19 protein-coding genes are annotated in these 17,453 nt (G+C 37.8%); 6 read left to right on the top strand and 13 right to left on the bottom strand.

All coding sequences use genetic code 11. The annotated features are described in order from the left end of the window. Nucleotides 1–16 precede the first annotated feature (16 nt). The gene (locus ND855_RS12760; RefSeq protein ID WP_265358640.1) at nucleotides 17–832 is read right to left on the bottom strand and encodes a hypothetical protein; all 816 of its coding nucleotides are present in this window, start codon (nucleotides 830–832) and stop codon (nucleotides 17–19) included. After that, nucleotides 832–1,731, bottom strand: a complete 900-nt coding sequence (locus ND855_RS12765) for a histone deacetylase family protein (RefSeq protein WP_265358641.1) — start codon at nucleotides 1,729–1,731, stop codon at nucleotides 832–834. The genes ND855_RS12760 and ND855_RS12765 overlap by 1 nt, the downstream gene beginning before the upstream one ends. Before the next feature lie 91 nt (nucleotides 1,732–1,822). On the opposite strand from ND855_RS12765, the gene pyk reads away from it, so the two are divergent. Then, complete coding sequence (gene pyk, locus ND855_RS12770) at nucleotides 1,823–3,259, top strand: pyruvate kinase (RefSeq protein ID WP_265359401.1); 1,437 nt, start codon at nucleotides 1,823–1,825, stop codon at nucleotides 3,257–3,259. On the opposite strand, the gene ND855_RS12775 is transcribed toward pyk, so the two are convergent. The 7 genes from ND855_RS12775 to ND855_RS12805 all read right to left on the bottom strand — a co-directional run bounded on the left by ND855_RS12775 (nucleotide 3,252) and on the right by ND855_RS12805 (nucleotide 9,731). Beyond that, nucleotides 3,252–4,496: a BaiN/RdsA family NAD(P)/FAD-dependent oxidoreductase gene (locus tag ND855_RS12775; RefSeq protein ID WP_265358642.1), complete on the bottom strand. Its 1,245-nt coding sequence runs from the start codon at nucleotides 4,494–4,496 to the stop codon at nucleotides 3,252–3,254. The two genes, pyk and ND855_RS12775, sit on opposite strands and share 8 nt — an antisense overlap. Nucleotides 4,497–4,499: 3 nt before the next feature. Continuing rightward, the gene (locus tag ND855_RS12780; RefSeq protein ID WP_265358643.1) at nucleotides 4,500–4,922 is read right to left on the bottom strand and encodes a VOC family protein; all 423 of its coding nucleotides are present in this window, start codon (nucleotides 4,920–4,922) and stop codon (nucleotides 4,500–4,502) included. A 12-nt stretch (nucleotides 4,923–4,934) separates the two neighbouring features. Beyond that, on the bottom strand, nucleotides 4,935–6,122 hold the full coding sequence (locus ND855_RS12785; protein ID WP_265358644.1) for a sterol desaturase family protein: 1,188 nt from the start codon (nucleotides 6,120–6,122) through the stop codon (nucleotides 4,935–4,937). A gap of 159 nt (nucleotides 6,123–6,281) precedes the next feature. Continuing rightward, entirely contained in the window at nucleotides 6,282–6,893 is a 612-nt protein-coding gene (locus ND855_RS12790; protein ID WP_265358645.1) for an ABC-type transport auxiliary lipoprotein, LBF_0736 family, read from the bottom strand. 5 nt (nucleotides 6,894–6,898) lie between these two features. Further along, on the bottom strand, nucleotides 6,899–7,846 hold the full coding sequence (locus ND855_RS12795) for an MlaD family protein (protein ID WP_108959773.1): 948 nt from the start codon (nucleotides 7,844–7,846) through the stop codon (nucleotides 6,899–6,901). Continuing rightward, nucleotides 7,843–8,610 (bottom strand): ABC transporter ATP-binding protein, encoded by a 768-nt coding sequence (locus tag ND855_RS12800; protein ID WP_265358646.1) that lies wholly within the window; start codon nucleotides 8,608–8,610, stop codon nucleotides 7,843–7,845. Before ND855_RS12800 ends, ND855_RS12795 begins: the two co-directional genes overlap by 4 nt. Next, nucleotides 8,607–9,731 carry an MlaE family ABC transporter permease gene (locus tag ND855_RS12805; protein WP_265358647.1) on the bottom strand — a complete coding sequence of 375 codons (1,125 nt, stop codon included), beginning with the start codon at nucleotides 9,729–9,731 and terminating at the stop codon, nucleotides 8,607–8,609. Before ND855_RS12805 ends, ND855_RS12800 begins: the two co-directional genes overlap by 4 nt. Before the next feature lie 100 nt (nucleotides 9,732–9,831). Here ND855_RS12805 and ND855_RS12810 point away from each other — a divergent pair, with 100 nt between their 5' ends. The 5 genes from ND855_RS12810 to fliE all read left to right on the top strand — a co-directional run bounded on the left by ND855_RS12810 (nucleotide 9,832) and on the right by fliE (nucleotide 13,511). Next, nucleotides 9,832–10,908 carry a helix-turn-helix domain-containing protein gene (locus ND855_RS12810; protein ID WP_265358648.1) on the top strand — a complete coding sequence of 359 codons (1,077 nt, stop codon included), beginning with the start codon at nucleotides 9,832–9,834 and terminating at the stop codon, nucleotides 10,906–10,908. 113 nt (nucleotides 10,909–11,021) lie between these two features. Further along, complete coding sequence (locus tag ND855_RS12815) at nucleotides 11,022–11,891, top strand: sterol desaturase family protein (RefSeq protein ID WP_265358649.1); 870 nt, start codon at nucleotides 11,022–11,024, stop codon at nucleotides 11,889–11,891. Between the two features lie 258 nt (nucleotides 11,892–12,149). Beyond that, on the top strand, nucleotides 12,150–12,581 hold the full coding sequence (gene flgB, locus ND855_RS12820) for a flagellar basal body rod protein FlgB (RefSeq protein ID WP_100718381.1): 432 nt from the start codon (nucleotides 12,150–12,152) through the stop codon (nucleotides 12,579–12,581). Between the two features lie 10 nt (nucleotides 12,582–12,591). Then, entirely contained in the window at nucleotides 12,592–13,053 is a 462-nt protein-coding gene (gene flgC / locus ND855_RS12825) for a flagellar basal body rod protein FlgC (RefSeq protein WP_012387770.1), read from the top strand. Nucleotides 13,054–13,145: 92 nt separating this feature from the next. Beyond that, a complete protein-coding gene (gene fliE, locus ND855_RS12830; RefSeq protein WP_265358650.1) occupies nucleotides 13,146–13,511 on the top strand; it encodes a flagellar hook-basal body complex protein FliE in 366 nt (121 codons plus the stop codon). Between the two features lie 38 nt (nucleotides 13,512–13,549). On the opposite strand, the gene ND855_RS12835 is transcribed toward fliE, so the two are convergent. From ND855_RS12835 to ND855_RS12850, 4 genes are read right to left on the bottom strand one after another with little or no spacing between them, the layout of a single operon-like run. Then, complete coding sequence (locus ND855_RS12835; protein WP_265358651.1) at nucleotides 13,550–14,008, bottom strand: hypothetical protein; 459 nt, start codon at nucleotides 14,006–14,008, stop codon at nucleotides 13,550–13,552. Continuing rightward, nucleotides 14,005–14,934 (bottom strand): MBL fold metallo-hydrolase, encoded by a 930-nt coding sequence (locus ND855_RS12840; RefSeq protein ID WP_265358652.1) that lies wholly within the window; start codon nucleotides 14,932–14,934, stop codon nucleotides 14,005–14,007. The genes ND855_RS12835 and ND855_RS12840 overlap by 4 nt, the downstream gene beginning before the upstream one ends. A gap of 59 nt (nucleotides 14,935–14,993) precedes the next feature. Then, a complete protein-coding gene (locus tag ND855_RS12845) occupies nucleotides 14,994–16,598 on the bottom strand; it encodes a glycerol-3-phosphate dehydrogenase/oxidase (protein ID WP_265358653.1) in 1,605 nt (534 codons plus the stop codon). Next, a complete protein-coding gene (locus ND855_RS12850; protein ID WP_265358654.1) occupies nucleotides 16,595–17,443 on the bottom strand; it encodes an aminoglycoside phosphotransferase family protein in 849 nt (282 codons plus the stop codon). The genes ND855_RS12845 and ND855_RS12850 overlap by 4 nt, the downstream gene beginning before the upstream one ends. Nucleotides 17,444–17,453: the final 10 nt, after the last annotated feature.

A 17,453-nucleotide genomic window follows, 5' to 3' on the forward strand; every position in this document is an offset into this window, starting at 1 on the left:
TCGGAATTTGGTCCCCCTATTTTGAGACCAATCGGAATTTTAGTTTTTCTTTTACCTCATCCACACGACGGAAATAGGATTCATGAAAAACTTTTTTTTCAAGATACGGGTCCGTACAGGAAATCATTTCCCCATATTTCCATTCGTAAGGTTCACCATTTTCATATTGAACTCTGTTTTGATGGATCTGGGAGGATAAACTGCGAAGATTTGTGCCTCGAAAATTTTTAACGAGCGCACGAAATGTACCCTCTTTTTCAGGATCGATGAAACGAAATTTTCGAGAAAACAAAACAGCATCATGAAAATATTCAGGAACATTAAAAGCACCCGATGTCCCAAGTCGTTTAGAAAGGACACGAATAAAATCTGTAAACTCATTCAGAACATTGAGTCCTGGGTATTCCTGTCCAAAGTACAATTCCTTTTTAATATCACCAGGTTCAAAATTTAAGTTTTGAGTGAGTAACCAATCTATATAGATCATTGGGAACTGTTCGTCATCACCTTTTAATTGGAACTGTGAAACTTTGAGACGTGTGTGAACTAGAATCTTTTTTGATTCTGTTTTGATATAAATACGATTGTCAAAGTCATTGAGAATTTCGAGTTCAATGATGGGATTGAGAAAGCCACGTTTTTCGACAGCAGAAATCATCCCAGAACTTACTAACAACTGTTCCACTTCATAGTGAGTGAAACGATTAAAAAGTTTGGGTTCCATATTTAAGGAAGTATTAAGTTCTTTAGATACATCTACTAAAGACAAATCATCTAAATTTAACCAATCAGATTGGTTTTTCTTTTTGTCTGTAGAAGAAAAAACTCCCATTATTTTTCACCAAATGCAGCGATTGTATTAAAATGAATTTCAACAGTATCACGAAAGTCTCTTGCATAACCACCAGCTAAAGTCACAACACAAGGGATGTTAAGTGATTCGGCAAATTTTTTAACCATCAAGTCTCTTTCTTTTAAACCTTTCATGGATACTTTTAGTTCTCCAAGAGAATCATCCTCATATGGATCAGCTCCTGCAACATAATAAATGATATTTGCATCAAAATCCTTTCGGATTTGATTTAAGGAAGTATTGAGAATGGAAAGATATTCATCGTCTTTTATATTTGCTTCTAAATTCACATCTAAGTTAGATATTTCTTTCTTAGGGTAAAGATTGCCTTGGTGCATCGAAAATGTGAAAACTTTGTCATCATATTGAAAAATATACGAATTACCATTCCCTTGGTGTAAATCTAAGTCAATAATCAATGCATTTAGATTCGGTTTGGATTCCTTTTGTTTTCGAATGGCAATCGCAACATCGTTCAAATAACAAAACCCTTCAGCTCTATCTGGAAAACTATGATGGTATCCGCCTCCCATATTGAAAGCAAACTGATGTTTGTCGGAAAGAACACTCGCATACATTGTCCCTCCCACTCCATACATAAAACTTTCCACAATACTTCGATTTAACGGTAATTCAGAATACATCGTACGTGTTGTATGTTCGTAACTAAATAGATCATCGAGGTATTCTTTGGTGTGAACTAACTCTAAATCAGCATCATCTGCTTTTTTTGGTAAGAGGATATCCCATGATGCAAAAACAGGATCCCTTTTCACACGGTTATAAAGATGTGAGTATTTATGTGCAGGGAAAACATGACCAGGTAATTCGAGGTTGTACGAAGAATGGTAAATGAGAGCGAGTGCATTTGATGCCATTAAATTGATATTTCTGCGAAAAATGACACAAGTCAATTCAATCCATACAATTTACTTGCAGGAAAAATCAAAAAAGCCAAGCTTTGGGTCTATGCCCGTAGACGATAAAATCCCTCAAAAACGCACAAAAATTATATGTACCATTGGACCTGCCTCTGCGAATCGGGAAACCATTCTCAATTTAATTTATGCAGGTATGGACCTTGCTCGGATGAACTTTTCCCATTCCACTCACGATTACCACAAAGAGATTTTCGAATTGATCCGTGAATGTGAGCAAGAATCGGGAAAATCAATTGGCATTTTAGCAGATTTACAGGGGCCAAAAATACGCACAGGTAAATTGGGCACAGGACCAATCGAATTAAAATCGGGTGACCAAATTGCCATTAATAACAAAGCAGATTTTATAGGAACCAAAGAGGAAATCGGATGTACCTACCAATACATTCTAAACGATATCGATGTTGGACATAAAATTCTCATTGATGATGGGAAACTTGCGTTTGTCGTAAAATCGAAAACAAAAGAACGAGCCATCTTGGAAACGGTAATTGGAGGAGTCTTAAAAGACAATAAAGGAATCAATTTACCAGGTACACCCATTTCTGCACCTGCTCTTTCTGAAAAAGACATTGAAGACTTACAATTTGCACTTTCACTGGGTGTTGACTATATTGCCCTATCATTTGTTAGACGCGCAAGTGATTTGGAAATGGCACGTCAATTCATGAAAGACAGTTACGCAGGACTGATCGCAAAAATAGAAAGACCTGAAGCCATTCAAAATATCGAAGAAATCATCGACCATTGTGATGGGATCATGATAGCAAGAGGTGATTTAGGTGTAGAACTTGACACTCAATATGTACCTATCATCCAAAAGGAAATGATCACAAAACTCAATCAAAGAGGGAAACCAGTGATCACCGCCACACAAATGTTAGAGACAATGATCGACAATCCAAGACCAACAAGGGCCGAAGCAAGTGATGTGGCAAACGCTGTGATGGATGGAACCGATGCAGTTATGTTATCTGGTGAAACTGCTTCTGGAAAGTATCCCGTTGAAACAGTAAAAACGATGACAAGCATCATCCAAGCTGCAGAAGAATCTGAAATTTATTTGTCACACTTAAGGAGTATGGACCGTTCCGAATTTGAAGTAGAACGTACGGCTCTTGGAAGTGCGGCAGAATCAATTTCCAGGTCCATACATGCGAAAGCCATTATCAATTTTACTAGGTCAGGTTATTCCTCTTTATTATCATCTGAATTTCGCCCACTCAATCCGATTTATTCTTTCACTCCCTTCTTAGGGACAGCAAGAAAGATGCAATTGTTTTGGGGTGTTGAATCCTATGTGATGCCAATGATGGATAAATTCCCTGATATGATTTCCTTTATGAGTAAAACTTTAAAATCAGAAGGAAAACTAAAATCGGGAGATACGGTAGTGATTTTGTCAGGTGCCCCAGGTTCGGTGGCACAGACAGTTGATTTTATCCAGATTCACAAAATCAAATAACAAATGATTTACGAATTCCTTGGGCGGCAATCACACTTGTCGTCCAAGCATTTTGAAAATTAAATCCACCAGTGATTCCATCCACATCAATCACTTCACCCACAAAATACAATCCTTTACAAACTTTACTTTCCATCGTTTGGAATTGGATTTCTTTTCGGTTCACTCCACCTGCTGTCACAAACTCTTCTTTAAAAACACCTTTTGCAACCATTTGTAATTTTTTTTGTGTTAAGTTTAAAGTTACATTTCTAATCTCTGATTTGCTCAAATCCGAATAACGTTTGTTTGCCTGAATTCCGGATTCTTTTAAGATCCAATCAAAAAATCGAGAAGGTAATTTCCAACTAGGATCTTGCGCAATTTTATCACTTGGTACTGTTTCTTTTTTTTTCAAAAACAAATCTTCAACAAATTGAGTGGATTCACCACCAACCCAATTTACAGATAATTCAACATGGTAATTGGCTTCAAATAAAGTCCTTGCTTCCCAAGCCGAGAGCCGAAGTGCACATGGACCACTCAGACCCCAATGGGTAATGAGGATTGGTCCTTTTTGAGGTTTTCCTTTTGGTAAAATTTTAATTTCTGTATTGGGTACAACCAACCCAGTTAATTCCATCAAATCTGTATTTTCTAAAGTGAGCGTGAATAAAGAAGGCACTGGGTTTACAATGGAATGCCCCAGTTTTTCAATCATACTCCAAACTTTTCGATTTGAACCTGTTGCAAGGACAACGGCATCAAAAAATTCCTCTTTACCACCTTCCCATAATAATCGAAATGATTCGGAATCTTTTTCCGTTTTATAAATCCCAACTAATCCTTGTTCGAAGTGAATTGGAATTCTATTTTTTTTTAATTCATTTAAAAAACAATCGATGATGGTTTCTGACTTATCTGTAGTTGGGAACATCCTACCATCGGCTTCTGCTTTCAGAGTCACACCCCTTTTGGCAAACCAATCGATAGTGTCCTTTGGTTGGAACCTTTCAAATGCCCATCGTAATTCTTTTTGGCCACGCGGATAACGGAGTGACAATTGTTCGGGTTCAAACAACTGGTGTGTTACATTACACCTGCCACCACCAGATACACGAAGTTTGGCGAGAGGTTCTTTACTCCTCTCAAAAATTTGTATGGAAACATCTCCAGAAAAAGCATCAAACAATTGATTGGCGACAAAACAACCAGAAGCACCTGCGCCAATAATTGCAATTTTGGGTTTTTTACCCAAACCTTACCACTCTCCCGTATTTGGCATGGAAACCCATGGTTCTTTCGGTGGTAAGGAATTTCCTTTTTGTAATAACTCAATCGAAATGAGATCAGGCGATCTAACAAATGCCATACGACCATCCCTAGGTGGTCTGTTTATAATAACTCCCATCGATTGGATTTTTTCACATGTTTCGTAAATGTTCTCTACTTCATATGCTAGATGCCCAAAATTCCTACCAACTGAATATGGTTCTGTTTGGTCCCAATTATAAGTGAGTTCGATTTCAGAACTGTCTTTTTCTCCTGTAGACAAAAACACAAGAGTGAATTTACCTTCTGGGTAGTCCTTCTGGCGTGAAACTTTCAGGCCCAATATATCCACAAAAAAATGGAGAGCTTTCTCCAGATTTTGGACACGAATCATCGTATGTAAATACTTCATAGTTTTGTGCTTCTAAGATTTAAAAAAATATAAGAGCAGAAATAGCCAAGAGAAATACTTAGGTATTTCAACCGAAAGCCATTCTTTTTTCCCTTCTAATAATTTTCCAAGAGAATAGAACGAAAAAACTAACAAAACAAATACAGATGATACTTCCAAAAGACTGTACAATTGCATACGTTTTAAGAAATACAATGTGAGAGTCGTAGGGAATACGAATTGGAAAAACAAAAACACTCGATACAAGATAGTCCCTGATGGTTTGTGATACACTGGGTTATGCACTTTGTTTGTTAATTCTAAATAATGGTGTGACAACCACAGTTTGGGATCTCTGACACCTCGGTCCATCACTGTCTGCAAATCATCTGGGCGAACAGATGGATAGGAAAAAAAGGAAACAATCCCTTGCCATTTATTTTTAGTATGGATCAGATCGGAGAATAAATCTTTTAATACATGCAAATTGGCATTAATGGGATCATAACTATGTAATTGTGTTGTGAGTCCATATCTTGGCTCAAACGTCTCTTCACAATAGGTTCCAAAAATTTTATCCCAGATAATAAAAACTCCACCGTAATTTTTATCAATGTATTCTGGATTCATGGCATGGTGTACCCTGTGATGCGATGGTGTGACAAATATTGCCTCAAACCAATATGGTAATTTATGAATCGCACGAGTATGAACCCAAAATTGGTAAGTGCGATTGAGTGCATCAATGATCAAATAGGATTCAACAGGAAAACCTAAGAGAGCAAGAGGCAAATAAAACATACCAATCCCGATATTTCTAATAAAGGACTGCCTAAGTGCTACAGACAAATTGAACTCTTCACTGGAATGGTGAACTACGTGAGATGCCCACAAAATTTTAATCTCATGGCTATATCGGTGTGCAAGATAAAACAAAAAATCCAATAGTACAAATAAAACCAACCAATGCAAAATGGAAGATGGCGCTAAATAGAATTTGGAAAGTGTCTCTACACCGAAGGATAAATGGTAGAGTTTATCATAAACGAACACAAGACCGAGTAATACCAACCCATCAAAGATTCGACTTAAAACACCTAAACTCAAATCAGCAAGTGAGTCTTCGAAATAATAGAAATCCTTTTTTTTGATTCGAGTATAAACAATCTCGATGATCATGAGTAAAAAATAAAAAGGAACAATGGATTCAATCAGTCTCATAAACTTACCTTAACGATGTACCTATCGATAAGAAAGAAGAAATGAAAGCAAGTACCTTTCCTAGGATTTTCTATTTTGCCTAAAATTTAATTTTGCGTTTATCCCCAAAGATCGCGTTCGTTATTGAATGGGATACCAACTCAATAACGAACATGGAAATTATCTTAATTGTTTACTCAAATCTATATTCAATTCTGTGAATGCATTATTAAGTGCTGAATTCCATCCAATGACAAGTGCTTCTGCATCCTTTTTTTCAATTGTGATATTTTGTTTGTATGTTTTTCGAAACACTGGTGATGAAATACTATTCATATCTTCATAAACAACAACTTCAAATTCCACAACGGCCTTTGGTTCTTTGGAACGGAAATCTCCGTACAATTGAGATAAATTAAGTTCAATGTAATGAGTTACATTCAGTCTTGTGTGTAAATTTGCATCCCATTCAAAATTTCCTGAACGTATCAGAGATTTCGAAAATTCCTCTTTGAAGTTATGCGAAGGAGGAATAAAAAATCCATTATAAAAATCAGATTCATAAACGGCATTGTCTCTACGGTAAACAAACTCTTTTCCTTCAAATCTTTGAGAGATAAAAACTTTTCGCACGAAAAATGTTCTAGGTTTGGGCGGAGAAAACAACTGTTTTGTATCATTTGTCTCAATTAGAAAAAATCTTTTTTCTGGAAACGTTTTACTCACACCAAAACATTGGGTAAATAGAATACTAAATAAACTAACGGTAAATATGCGGATCAAAAATTTCATGAAAATCATTTCCAAAGTTTAGACTTGTTTGGAGCATCTCCAAATAAAAATTGGGAAGGGTATTTTTTCGCATTTGAAGTCACTTCTTTTAAGTCTTCTGAAGCAATTCGTAAATTTTCAATGGAAGTAGAAATATCACCTTGGTTTGCTGCAAGTAACGTATCCAAACGCTTAAGTGTTGTTTGTAATTGTGAAACAGATTGGTCTAATTTTTTAGGAAGATTTTGAGTTTCAGGGCTTGCAATAAGCGCTTTTACTTCTCCATTTGTTTTCCGTAAGTCCACAAGTAAGGAAGTTGCTTCCCGGGAAAGGTCACCAAGCCTTGCATCCAAAATCGTTTGGTTTAAATTTTTGATCAAATCACCAACACCCATTAGAATTTTGTCTACGTCTGCTTTTTCTACCTTATCAAAGAACTTATCAACAGAAGCTGTAAATCTTGAGATGGTGCTCGGAGCTGATGGAATATAAACTGTTTTTGGTTCCCACTCAATGGATAAAGGGGGATTTTTTTCAGGATTCAAATAATCGACTTCTAAGTACGCAGTGCCCGTTAACCCTTGTGATGCGAGTCGCACACGAAGGCCACTTTGGATCATTCTCTCTACAGTCTTTTTTAAATCGTTCCCATATACACCTTTCACAAAATCAGGAACTGACATTTTAATGAGAACATACCTTCCATAACGAAGAGCTGTATCTTCGTTTAGTTTGTCTGCATATTCATTTTGTACAAATGTAATTTCTTGGACGGTTCCTACCTTTACACCCCTGTGTTTCACAGGAGATCCTATATCTAAACCTTGGACCGACTCATCAAAGTAAGTTTCTAAACTGACTGACCTTTGGAAAATATTCCCAGCAGTGAATACAATGAGAAAAAGGATTAGAGTAAAAAAACTAACTAAAACAAAAATTCCAACTTTAAAATAGATTTTATTGGATTGGTTCATAAGGGAGCACTCTCCTGTGGGATTCGATTGAAAAATTGTCTTACAAAAGGATCTTTTGATTTTTCTTTTAAGTCTTTCGGTTTTCCTTCGGCGATAATTCCTTTTTTAGATTTATCTAACACAATCACACGATCAGCCATTGTAAACACTGATGGTAATTCATGTGTAACGATCACAAAAGTAACTCCTAAGGATCTCGACAAACGGATGATTAAATAATCCAGTTCGACACTGGTAATGGGATCAAGGCCAGCACTTGGTTCGTCTAAAAAAATAATTTCAGGATCCATCGCCATAGCCCTCGCAATGGCAGCTCGTTTTTTCATTCCCCCTGATAATTCAGACGGACTCAAATGAGCAAATGGAAACAAACCTACCATTTTCAATTTAGTCATGACAATCTCATTCATGATGGGTAATGGTAAGTTTGTAAATTCTTCCAATGGCAGTCGCACATTTTCTAATAGAGACATGGAACCAAACAATGCACTTTGTTGGTACATCACACCGATTCGGTTCCAGATTGCGACTTTTTGTTTGCCTTCTGCAAGAACGATGTCATCCTCATCGATCCAAATCCTTCCACTAAAAGGTTTGGTTAAACCAATCATGTTCTTAAGCACAGTTGATTTTCCACAACCAGATCCACCTAGTATCCCAAAGATTTCCCCTTTATAAACATCAAAAGAAATATCTTCCATGATCACAGAGTGGCCATATCCAGTTGTTAGGTGTTCGACACGAATGATTGGTTTCTCTTTCATATGCGTAAGTAAAAATATAAGACGGAAAAAATTCCATCTAAGATGGAAACTAATATGATCGAACCTACCACTGCTGATGTGGTGGATTCACCGACAGCTCCAGCTCCTGATGCTGTTTTTAACCCTCGGTAACAACCGATGGAAGCGATGATCATTCCAAAAAAATAAGATTTTAAGAGTCCTCCTAAAATATCGGAAAGCCCAACAGCAATGTTCACTTGGTTTACAAACGTAATGAGAGGGAATCCAAAACTCACAAGCACAACTGCTCCACCAATGAGACCAAATAAATTAAAGACAATGGTAAGAAGAGGTGTGACGATGAGAGAGGCAACAAGACGTGGGATGATGAGAAATTGTACGGGGGGAAGACCCATTGTTGTCAATGCATCAATCTCTTCTGATACTTTCATTGTTCCAAGTTCTGCAGCAAAAGCAGATCCAGACCTTCCCGATAGAATAAATGCGGTCATGAGGGGGCCTAGTTCACGGAATAAAGACAATCCCACTAAGTTTGCCACAAAGATCTCAGCTCCAAATTTTCTCATCGGAATGGCAGATTGGAAAGACATGATGAGTCCCAATAAAAATCCAATCATTGCGATGATGGGAAACGCATTGACTCCCATGGATTCCGCTACACGGAAACTATCTTTCCATCGGATTTTGGACGGGTGTAAAAAAGAACGCCAAAAGGAAACAGTAAGTTCACCAGTAAATGTGATTAAATATTTGAATTCCAATAAGGAATCGATGGTAAGTTTTCCAATTTGTTCTGATTTGCGAAGGGCAATTGCAAATTGTTCCTGGTATTTTTTACTATCATCATTCGTGATGTTGAGTCGGTATTGAAATTTTTCATCTAACCCATGCAAGGTGAACTGAATTTTTTTAGATTCACATTCTGTTCTTACTAATTTTAAAAATGATATCCCAGATGAGTCAGATTCCTTTAATTTTTGAGCAAATATTGAGATATTTCTGGGAGTGTTTTTGGTGATACTGTCTAAAAAAGTAACCCAATCTTTTGAAACTTCTTTTGTATTAAAGATTTCGGGTAAGTGAATTTCTAAGGTATTTCCTTCCCACAAAAATAAAGATTGTCTTTGGTTAGATTCCACGTTTCAAACGTAAAACTAATTCGGAACGAACACTAGGCAAGTGATTTTATTTTACATTCTAAAGCATTCTTTAGATCATTCTATATTTATGGGCAATTTTATGATCCAACTGATTGCATTTTCAGCAGGTTTATCCTTCCTATTTGCCATTGGCGAATTCCTTAGGACAAATGCGAGTCGGCAGACCAAAGTCCAAGGATTGTTATTTTTATTTGTCGCCTTTTTCCAAACTCATACCTATTTAGCAAGCACCGAACTGTATCAAATCTATCCACATTTTTATTTGGTTCATTTACCGTTCACTGCAAGTATAGGTTCCTTATTAAAACAATATTTTTCGGAACTTTGGAATGAGAACCCAGATAAAAACCGATTTTCCTTATGGGAATTGACTCCTGCAATTTTTGTTTTTATACTGATGTTTCCATTTTACCTTTCTTCTGCTGAAACTAAAATTACAATTCACAATTCTTATTTGCAAAATGGAGTACCTCTTAAATTCCAACTGATCATCCTACTTGCTGTGTTACCTATTTTTTATTCTACTTACTATGTTTTTTCCCATATGGTTCATTACGTTCGTTGGGAATCATTCAAAAAATCAGCTCATCTCCGTTTGGTGGGACTCGTTGTTGGGTTTGGTGCTTTGGTGAGTGCAATTGGAGTCTATACTTTATTTTTCCATGCAAAACATGGATTGGAAATCGTGTCTTTTTTCTTATCTTGCCTAATCATCAGTATTTACCTATTGCGACAAAAAAGTCCTGAACTTTGGGGTGAGGTTCAAAGGATTGTCATTGAAGAAAAAAAATACCAAACATCCCAATTGGGATCTTTTAACTTAGAAGACCTTCACAATCGTTTGAATTTCCTCATGGAAACAAAAAAAGTATATTTAGATGAAACGATAAATTTGGAAAAATTGGCAAAACATATGAGTCTGTCTGAACACCAACTTTCCGAATTTCTAAATTCTTATGTGAAAAAAAGTTTTTTCCACTTAGTCAATCATTACCGGATCAACGAAGCAAAATCGTTATTTGCAAACCATCCAGAAAAGAACATTCTCACAATTGCATATGAAGTAGGATTCCCTTCCAAATCAACATTCTATGATGCCTTCAAACGTGAGATTGGGCAAAGTCCGAGTGAATACCGTAAGAATCTAAAAAAATAAAAACGAACGGACCGATTCGGAAGCATTTTTCATTCCGAATTGACCGATTCGGTCGATTCCATGGAGAATACAGTGTATGCTAGTCTTAGTCTAAAGTAGGTCAGGAGAAAAGTATGTTTGGTGGTCCCGTTCAGTGTGAATTGGTTCTTGATTGTGTAACCAAAATTGGGTTTATGCAGGGCATTTTAAATTTTATTCGTTATTATCCCATTGCAGGATTGGCTTTTCTACTATTCTATGTTTGGCGAAAGGATTTTTTTGAAACGTATCGAATCCAAAAACTTTACCCAAAAGCAGAAAAAGTTTGGAAAGAGTTTCGCCAATCTGCTGTCACTCTCATTGTCTTCACCATGGTGGCTGTGACAAACATCACACTGATGAAAGCAAAAATAGTTCCAAGTGGAGTGTACTTTGGATCGGTTTCAGGTGTATGGGAAATCAGTTATCTTTTTATCAGTTTTTTCTTCATCACGGTTTGGCATGAGACATGGTTCTATTGGATGCACAGATTTGCTCATTTGAAAAAAGTATACCCACATGTGCATTCGGAACACCACCAATCTGTGAACCCATCTCCTTTGGCTGCTTACAGGTTCCAAGCAACAGAAGCATTTTTAGAAGCAATTTATATTGTCCCTTTTGTGATGTTTGTGCCGGTTCATTTTTATGTAGTTCTGTTCCACACTTTTTATGCGATGATCCTCAACATTTGGTGGCACCTTGGGTATGAATTTTTTCCCAAAGGTTGGGCCTCACACCCGATCACAAAATGGATCAATAGTTCCACTCACCACAACCTCCACCACCAAAAGTTCCATGGAAATTACTCATTGTATTTCAATGTATGGGACCGAGTGATGGGAACCAACTTTCCTTATTACGAAGAGTACTTCGAACAAGTGGTAGCTGAGAGGGAAAAAAAGCAGAGTGAAAGAGAAAGGAAAGGGAAAATCAAAGCGGAATCAGGGTTAGTTGTCTCTTAAATAAAATCATATTTGATTCCCCTCCCCAAGCCTGCGGCAGGGATCGAACGGAAATCCCTCCCGGGTATCAGTGTAAGGATTTAATTTTACAAGGGTAACTTTCGGGAGGATTGCAGGGAGAGCCCGACCCTGCAAACGATTCAATTCGGTTCTTAGAAATCATCGGGGCCGCCCCAAAAAAAATCATCGAAACGTGACATAAATGTCTTTAGGAGGAAGGAAAACCGTCCGAAAGGGAAAGTAGAGAGGAAGAGAAATATGTTTGAAGCAACACATTTCATGAAAACTCAAGACCTATTGGAACGAGGGCTTGGCGCGGCGACACAAAGACGAAAGGTGATCTCCGATAACATTGCCAATGCGGATGTTCCTAATTTCAAACGATCCGAAGTTGTGTTTGAATCCATGTTAAAACGTGCGATTGAATCTGAAAAAATTGAAAAAGACAAAGCAGTTCCAACGAAAATCACAAACGACCGTCATATAGAATTTTTTAAACCTCTCGACTACCGCGATGCCAAACCAAAAACCAATTTGGATTACCTCACCACGATGAGGCCAGATGGAAACAATGTGGACATCGAAAAGGAAGTAGTTGAGTCCAACCAAAACCAAATGAGTTATAATATCATGATTGATCGGTTAAACCAAAACAACCGTTTGCTTAACATTGTGATGAGAACCAATTAAGGAGTAAACGATGGGTATGTTTGATTCGATTAATATTTCTGCCACAGGTCTTTCTGCACAAAGACTCCGAATGGATGTGATCTCCAATAACATTGCTAACTCCACAACAACGAGAAATACCAATGGAGATGGCCCTTTTCGACGTGACCGCGTCATCCTAACACCGATTAACCTCCGCACCCAATGGAAAAGCCCTGTGTATCCATTTGGAGTGGCGCCTGGTGAAGGGAAAGGGGTAAAGGTGATGAAAATTGAGAAGGACATGAGCCCTCTTCGTTTGACTTACGACCCTACTCACCCTGATGCCATCCAAACAGGACCAAAAAAAGGATACGTGGAACTGCCGAATATCAACATCGTCACAGAAATGACGGATATGATCTCTGCTTCCCGTTCTTACGAGGCCAATGTCCAACTCATCAATGGTTCCAAAGCCATGATGAACAAAGCCATGGAGATCGGCAGGGCTTAAGCTCGGGCCGATTTTGCCCCTTTTTTTAAAGAGACATAATTTTTTACTTTAGGATATCCATCGAAACCCGATGATAGGAAGGAGAAACCACCATGTCCATTGACCGCATCACATCACTTTCCTCCCAAACATACAAACCACATTCCCTTCTCCCCCAAGGAGACAAAGTGGGTATCCTTCGTTCAGATGACCGCCATTATGGAAAAACCAATGAAGCCAAATCTCCTGACGAAGTGGCGGGCACATTTGCAGATGCTTTGAAAAAAGCCTTTGAGCAAGTGAATGACCAGCAAGTGGAAGCAGACGAACTCACTCAAAAAATCGTGTTTGATCCAAACTCAGTGGAACTCCATGACGTGATGATTGCCGCAGAAAAAGCAAGGATCTCTCTTACTTTCGCCAAAACCATGTCAGACGGATTTGTAAGAGCTTACAGAGAACTCACTACGTTACGATAAACTAAACAGTTGAGAACTAATGTTTGTTGTCCTATCCTTCAGTTGATAGGGCGACCAAACACTCGTTCGACGGTTTCGAATCGAATTTGGATTTGGTCGTTAGGTCCTACCTTTACCCCTTTTTTCATCTGCGCGGAATCAATTCGTTCCCCATTCACATACACCACCCAACCTGCATCCCAAGAATTTCGGATTCCATTCACTTCCATAATTTCTTCTGTACGATTGGTAGAGATAAACCTCATGGAAGGATCTTCGTTTTTGGACAATTCTGCAAGAAGGAATAATAAATCCTTTCGATCAAATAAAGACGATGGTATGGACTTGGTTTCTTCATAGTCCTTTGACAAAAATTGAATTTGGATTTCTGGTTCTTTTGATTTATGGGAAGAACGAGTGAGTTTACAATTTCCAATTGAGAATACAAACAATCCCAGTAATACACTGAGTTGAAACGAATGCGCAAAATGTTTGGTCATTGTTTTAGAACGAATCACTTCTTTTCATTTCTCTCAAAAGCATATACCAATCCTTGTGCATTCAAATTCACATCCAATCGTAAGAGGGACCAGTCTTTCTCAGTGAGGGTGACAGAATTTCGATTGGCCAAAGATTGGATCATCATTTCCACCTGTTTTTCCATAAAGGGAAGTCGATTTTCTTTTGGCACTTGTTTGAGTTCGAGGATGGCATTCTGGCAGAGATGTAAGCCAATTTTTAAATCTTCGGCGCATTGTTTTAGATTTTGGATCTCACCAAAATGTGTCAGATAACAAACGCTAGCTCCAGTTCCTAAAATTAAATCAATGGAATGAATGGCTTCTTTGGCATCAAAGTCTGTTGGGGTTGTGGTAGGAAAAATAAATGATTTTCCGTTTTCCAAGTGTGGGTAAGAGATTCCAAACGAATCTCCTGTAAAAACACCATTTAGTTTTTTGTCATAAATACAAAAGTGGTGATTGGCATGACCCTTGGTATAAATGAACTCGAAACTATGGCCTTTCCAATCCAAAAATTCACCATCTTCCATCACACGCACTCTTTCTTTGGGAATGGGTTTGATCTCACCATATAATTTATGAAAATTTTCTTTTCCATAAACAGAGGTTGCACTTTTGATGAGAAGGCTTGGGTCGATCAAATGTTTAGCAGTTTTGGGATGTGCCAGTAACACTGCATTTGGACAAGATTCAAGTAGTGCCCAAGCCCCACCCGCATGGTCCAAATGGACATGTGTGACAATGATATAATCTAAGTTTGATGGACTGACTTTTTGTTTGTCCATCACAGAAAGGATTTTTGGAATCGCATGGGTTGTATTGGTTTCAACAACAATCCCATGCCCTTCTTCTTCGATGAGATAAGCAGAAGCAACTTGTTTTAGATCAGCGTATTCTGTATCAATGGTGGTAAAAGTGCCCATACTCGTACAGTATGATCAAAAGAACCACTTTGTCAGCTTAATTTCTATTCGCAAACCCTTCAAACGGGAAGTCGTAACCTGTCTTCAATCGATTTTGTTTCTTCTTCAATTTGTGACTTTGACCAACCCCATTCCTTGGCAACAACTTGTAAAATTTTCTCCATAGATTCCTTGGGAAGGAGACCAAGTGTTCCAAGCCCCGTACGACGCAAAAAAATGTCAGATAAGGTTTTGGCCATTTCAAATCGAATCGCATACACAACTTCAGCAAGGATCTCTCCATCTTCATTTAAAACTGTGCTTAAATTTGGATCCACTTTCACAATGGATAAAATTGTTTCGTATTCTAAACCATAATGGCGAATGAGGTAATCAATCGTTTGTGGCAAAAATCTTTTGTGTTTTTCTTTTGCTTCAGCAATAAAAGATTCAATATCGAGGATATGACTCCCATATAAATGTTGTTTGGCGGATATACTTATACCTGATTGTTTTTTTATTTTTTTCTGGATGGAACGAAAGATCGTTTCAGCAAACTGACGGCTTGTTGTGTATTTGCCTCCTGCTGCTGTGATGAGTCCATCAATTCCATCTCTTACATGGTCATACAATTCTGATCTCCTTGAAGCAGAATAGGTATCATCACTGGACTCGGCAAGTGGCCGTAACCCACCATAGGCAAATAAAACATCATCAAGTGTTAGTTTTTCCTTTAAATGAGATGTTTGATTGATATAATCAAGAAATTCCAAGATACTTTCCCTAGTGAGTTTCCAATCTTCCACCTTACCAAAGTAAGACTTTTCTGTTGGCCCGATCATAGAATGGCCTCGCCATGGAGCAAAACTAAAATGACCTTTGTCACCTACAAACAAAGTCATAATGGGTGTAACTTGTTTTGTGATGAGGTAAATCCCTTCGGAACGTTGTTTTGGGAAACCTGTTTCTGTTTTTTTTGATTTAGCCAATACATCTTGGCTCCATGGTCCGGATGCATTGATCGTAACTTGGGAATGGATCGTAACTTCCTTTTTTGTGATCATGTCCATAGCGGTCACACCTACTACACGACTTCCTTCCCATAACAATTCTTTCACTTCTGTATAATTGGATATTTTCCCCCCATACAAAACAGCAGATTTCAGAAAACTAAGAGTTAATCGTTCTGGACTTAGGCAAATGGCATCGTAAAAATAAGCGGCGTCTTCATAATCACCTAAATTTTGTTTGAGGAGTTTTTCTCGTTTTAGGTATTTATGATTCGGAATTTTTTTAGACTTATCCCAAGTCCAAGTTTTATCAAAAGACAAAAGGTCGTAGACAAACAAACCAAGTCTTGCAATGAATCCTGGTTTTGGAAGGACCATGGCATACGGATACACCAAGTTAGGTGCAATGTTTGATAAATTCCTTCTTTCTTTTAATGCTTCTCTGACAAGTCCAATTTCAAATTGTTTTAAATACCGAAGACCACCATGGATGAGTTTTCCTGTTGCGGCAGAAGTGGCGCCACCAAAGTCTTTTTTTTCTAATAAACAAACAGTATAACCTCGGCTAGCCACCTCATAAGCGAGTGTCGCCCCAGTAATCCCACCACCGATAATGGTAACATCAAAGGACTCTCCATCATAAGTTTCAATGAATCGATTTAACTTCAGAGTCAAATGTTCCCTCCCTTCGCGAGCCAAACTTTGATTTGGTGTTTTAAATTCTCCCTTTCGCTAACGATGTCCCAAAGTCCGAGTCGTAAAACAAGGGAAGATAACCTCCAACGGTTTAGATCCGTATCGGTAATGCCACTCAAACGTTTGTAAGCTTTAAGATACCCACTTAAGATGAACTTTCGAATGAGAGTATAAAAAAGTATTTTAAGTTTTGGAGTTCCTGGCCATAACTCTGCATCTGTAAATAAAAGATTCGTGAAGGAAACATCCGCACAAGGATTCCCTTTTGCAGCAGTCATCCAATCGATGACAATCCGATCCTTACCCTTTACGATGACATTTTCTGGGTGAAAATCCAAATGGAGAACAGATTCTCCATCTGGTAAGTTTTTGATGTATTCACGAATGTTTTTTTTCTCTTCTTCACTGAGAAACTCCAAAGGTTTTGCCGCCAAACAATCGTTTAAAATATCTTTGATATCTATTAGTTTTTCTGTTTTTGTTTGGTGGATTTGGAAGTGTAAGTTCGCTAATGTCTTTGCAATGCGGAAAAGTTCGATTGGATTTTTGTCAGGCAATTTTGTGAGAGAGATACCTTCCAAACGATCAAAGATAATTCCCAATCGTTCTCCGACTTTTACCTTTCCATAACATTGCATTTTTGTGACCTGCAAACGACTCACTTCTAATGTGTTTTCATATTCAGCTTCAATTTCTTTTGGATTTGCCGCAGGGAAAAAAAGTTTTAAGACTTGGTTGTTGGGTAATGAGTATAAATCGGCTGACCTACCGATTGCAAAGGGAACACCCAAATTTTCTTTGTTTAGTTCTATAAATGAGTTCATTTCAATACCT

This window comes from Leptospira paudalimensis, assembly GCF_026151345.1.
GTDB lineage: Bacteria > Spirochaetota > Leptospiria > Leptospirales > Leptospiraceae > Leptospira_A > Leptospira_A paudalimensis.